This window comes from Streptomyces ziwulingensis (assembly GCF_039542605.1).
Taxonomy (GTDB): Bacteria; Actinomycetota; Actinomycetes; order Streptomycetales; family Streptomycetaceae; genus Streptomyces; species Streptomyces ziwulingensis.
The window spans coordinates 1-4,775 of record NZ_BAABIG010000051.1; the positions used below are offsets into that span (position 1 = coordinate 1).

General features: G+C 72.1%; 1 pseudogene. It reads left to right on the plus strand.

Features of this window, described 5'->3' with window-relative positions:
• Nucleotides 1–4,775: pseudogene (locus ABEB00_RS23255) on the plus strand (type I polyketide synthase); the annotation flags it as partial.

Here is a 4,775-nt window from a genome sequence, read left to right on the forward strand (position 1 = left end):
ACGCCTGCAACTGTCCGTCGCGGCCGCCGACGACTCGGGGCGACGCGAGTTCAGCGTCCACACCAGGCCCGATCGCGACGACGGCGTGAACCTATCCTGGACCGAGCACGCCACCGGCGTCCTGGCGGTCGGGAACCAGTCGGCACCGGAGACGGCGTCGGCGAGCTGGCCACCCGCCGACGCGAGGGAAGTGGCGCTCGACGACGTCTACGACCGGCTCACCGAGCAGGGACATGGTTACGGGCCCTCGTTCCGGGGCCTGCGGCGCGCCTGGACACTCGGCGACGAGATCTTCGCCGAGGTCGCCCTGCCCGAGGAACAGCACACGGACGCCGGTAAGTACGTATTGCACCCCGCACTGCTCGACGCTGCCCTGCACCCGCTGCTGCGGGGAGTCGTGGACGACGCCCGGCAAGGGGGCCTGCCGTTCTCCTGGGCAGGGGTGAGCGCCTACTCCGGGGGTGCGACCATGCTGCGCGTGCGGTTGGTGGTCAGCGGCCAGGGCACCGTGTCCCTGACGGCCACTGACAGCACCGGCGCCCCCGTGGTGAGTGTCGATTCCCTGCTGTCGCGTCCGGTCTCCGCGGCGGCGCTGCGCAGTGCGGGTGCGACCTACCACGAGTCCCTCTACCGGCTGGACTTCCAGCCCGTCCCGGTCGTCGGTGCGGTGATCGCCGACCCGTCCACCTGGGCGACGCTCGGCGCGTCCGACGCGCCGGGCCGGCCCCCCGGCTCACGTTCCCACGAGGACGTCGCCGCGCTGCGCCGGGACCTCGACGCGGGCAGCTCCGCCCCGGCCGTTGTCGTCTGGTCACCCGTCGACGCGTATGCCGACGGGACGACCACCGGCAGTGACGTGGTCTCCGCAGCCCACGACCTGACGCACGAGACCCTCGACGTGGTGCGCTCCTGGCTCGCGGACGACCGGCTCGCCGCCTCCCGGCTCGTGGTGGTCACGCGTGGAGCGCTGACCACGGACACTCCGGGAGCGGCGGAACTCAGTGCCGCGACCGCGCTGGGTCTCCTGCGCAGTGCCCAGACCGAGAACCCGGGCCGTTTCGTGCTGGTGGACCTGGACCCGCTCCCGGACCCGGACGCCGCCACCGGCACCGGCACCGGCACCGGCACCGGCCATGGCACTGACGTGGACGCCGGTGCGTCGGCGTGGCGACTGCCGGCCGCGGCTCTGGCGACCGGCGAGCCGCAACTCGTCATCCGCGACGGCGAGGTCACGGCTCCCCGGCTGGCCCGGGTCCTCGCTCAGGGCCATGCCCCCGGTCAGGACCCGGCCGAGAAACGGAGCCGGCCCCTCGGGCGGAACCAGGTCCCGGATCAGGACCGGCACCGGGACCCGCACCCGCCCCTGCGCGGCACCGAGGGCACCGTTCTCATCACCGGTGCCACCGGATCGCTGGGGACGATGCTCGCCCGGCACCTCGTCGTCGAGTACGGCGTGCGGAACCTGCTGCTGACCAGCAGGCGCGGCCCTGATGCTCCCGGTGCGGCCGAACTGGCGGCGGAGCTGGCCGAACTCGGCGCGCGAGCCGAGATCGTGGCGTGTGACGCGGCGGACCGGGAAGCCCTCGCCGGGGTGCTCGCCTCGGTGCCGGCCGAGCACCCGCTGACCGCCGTCATCCACACGGCGGGCGTGCTCGACGACGCGATCGCGGCGACGCTCACCCACGATCAGTTGGAGAGGGTGCTCCGGCCGAAGGTCGACGCCGCCTGGAACCTGCACGAACTGACCAAGGACGCGGACCTCTCGGCGTTCGTGCTCTACTCCTCGTCCGCCGGCACCTTCGGCGGCCCGGGGCAGGCCAACTACGCCGCCGCCAACGCGTTCCTCGACGCGCTGGCCGCCCACCGGCGGGCCGCGGGCCTTCCCGCCTTGTCGCTCGCATGGGGCCTGTGGGCCGAGTCGGAGCGAACGGGCGGCATCACCGAAGGGCTGAGCGACCAGGACAGGACCCGCATCGCGCGCGCCGGCATGTTCCCGCTGCGGCGGGAGGAGGGCCTCGCGCTGTTCGACACCGCGCTCACACAGTCCGAGGCCCGGCTGCTGCCCATGCGGCTGGACCTCGCCACCCTGCGGACCCAGCCGGACACCCTGCCCGCCCTTCTGCGTGGTCTCGTACGCCGTGCACCTCGCCGCGGTGCGGCGGCCGGCGCGGGAAGCGGTCCGTCGCGGGCCGAGCGCCTGGCGGGGCTGTCCGCGGCGGAGCAACTGCGGGAGCTGGACCGCCTCGTGCGTTCGCAGGTGGCCACCGTGCTGGGCTATGGCGACGAGAGCGCCATCGGACCGGACCGGGCCTTCCAGGAGCTCGGCTTCGACTCGCTCACAGCGGTGGAACTGCGCAACCAGCTCGGCGCCGCCACCGGCCTCCGGCTGCCCGCCGCGCTGATCTTCGATCACCCGACCCCGGCGGACGTCACGGCCTATCTGCGTGCCGAGCTTCTCGGAGCCGGAGGAGCCGGAGGAGCCGAGGAGACCGCCGAACGCGCCGCCTCCCGCGCCCTGCCGCCCTCGGCGGCGACCGAAGCCGACGACGATCCCATCGCCATCGTCGCCATGGGGTGCCGGCTGCCCGGAGGCGTGAACTCTCCCGAGGAACTGTGGCGGCTGGTGGCCGACGGCACGGACGCCGTGACCGAGTTCCCCTCCGGCCGGGGCTGGGACCTCGACACGCTGTACGACCCCGACCCCGACAACCCCGGCACGTCCTACACACGGGAGGGGGGATTCGTGGACGGCATCGACCGGTTCGACGCGGCATTCTTCGGCATCTCCCCCCGCGAGGCACTGAGCATGGACCCACAGCAGCGCATGCTGCTCGAAACCGTGTGGGAGACCGTGGAACGCTCCGGGATAGTCCCCCAGACCCTGCGCGGAAGCCAGACGGGCGTCTTCGTCGGAGTCAGCGGGCAGGACCACGGCCACATCCTCGCCCGCACTCCCGGGTTCGAGGGCTACCTGCTGACCGGCAGCGCGGGCAGCGTCGCGTCCGGCCGCATCGCCTACACCATGGGGCTCGTCGGCCCGGCCATGACGGTGGACACGGCCTGCTCGTCGTCACTGGTGACTCTCCACCTCGCCGCCCAGGCCCTGCGGGCGGGTGAGTGCTCGCTCGCGCTCGCGGGCGGCGCGATCCTGCTGTCCACGCCCACCCTCTTCGTCGAGTTCAGCAGGCAGCGTGCCGGGGCACGGGACGGACGCTCCAAGGCATTCTCGGCCGCGGCCGACGGCGCCGGCTGGTCCGAGGGCGTTGCCATGCTGCTGCTGGAGCGGCTGTCGGACGCCCGCCGCAACGGGCACCCGGTCCTCGCCCTCGTCCGCGGTTCGGCGGTGAACCAGGACGGCGCCAGCAACGGTCTGACGGCGCCGAACGGACCCTCGCAGCAGCGGGTGATCCGTCAGGCCCTGGCATCGGCGCGGCTGTCACCGGCCGACATCGACGCCGTGGAGGCCCACGGCACGGGAACGAAGCTCGGCGACCCGATCGAGGCCGAAGCGCTGCTCGCCACGTACGGCCGTGGCCGTTCACCCGAGCAACCACTCTGGCTGGGTTCGGTGAAGTCCAACATCGGCCACACCCAGCACGCGGCCGGAGCCGCCGGTGTGATCAAGATGGTGATGGCGATGCGGGAGGGCATCCTGCCGCGCACCCTGCACGCGGACGAGCTGTCCCCGTTCATCGACTGGTCCTCCGGGACGATGGAACTGCTGCGCCGGGAACGCCCGTGGCCGGAGACCGGCCGGGCCCGGCGGGCGGCGGTGTCGTCGTTCGGTATCAGCGGGACGAACGCGCATGTGGTGCTGGAGCAGGCTCCCGCGGACGACACGTCGGAGGCGAGGGAGGGTGGTGCCGTACCGGCGGTGGTGCCGTGGGTGGTGTCGGGGCGGACGGCCGAGGCCCTTCGGGACCAGGCGGAACGGCTTGGCACTTTTACGGCCAGCAGTGACGCGAGTGCCGTCGACGTCGGCTGGTCGCTGGCGTCCTCGCGGTCGGTGTTCGAGCACCGGGCGGTGGTGATCGGCGAGGACAGCGGGCAACTGCTGGCAGGGCTGGACTCGGTCACATCCACCACCCCCGTCNGTGTTCCCCGGACAGGGAGCACAGTGGGCGGGCATGGCGGCCGGGCTGCTCGAACAGTCGGCGGTGTTCGCACAGTGGATGCGACGCTGCGAGACGGCACTCGCACCCCACGTGGACTGGTCACTGACCCAGATCGTGCGGGAAGGCGCGGCCCTGGACCGGGTGGATGTGGTGCAGCCGGTGTCCTGGGCGGTGATGGTCTCCCTGGCCGGGCTGTGGCGTTCGGCGGGAGTGGAACCGACAGCCGTCGTAGGCCACTCACAAGGCGAGATCGCGGCCGCCGTGGTAGCGGGCGCACTGTCACTGCGGGACGGGGCACGAGTGGTCACCCTGCGCTCCCAGGTCATCGGACGGGAACTGGCCGGACACGGAGCCATGGCATCCATCCCCCTGCCGGCACAACAGGTACACCAACGGCTCATGAGTCTGGACGCAGTACAGATCGCCGCCGTCAACGGACCCCGCTCCACAGTCGTATCAGGTGACACGGAAACAGTCACCTCACTGGTCACCGCGTACGAAACCCAGGGCGTACGGGCCCGGCTGCTACCCGTGGACTACGCCTCACACTCAGCCCACGTCGAGCGAATCCACCACCAACTCCTCGAAACACTGGCGGGACCGCACCCGGATACCTCGGACATTCCGCTGTACTCGACCGTCGAAGGCACCATCATCGAC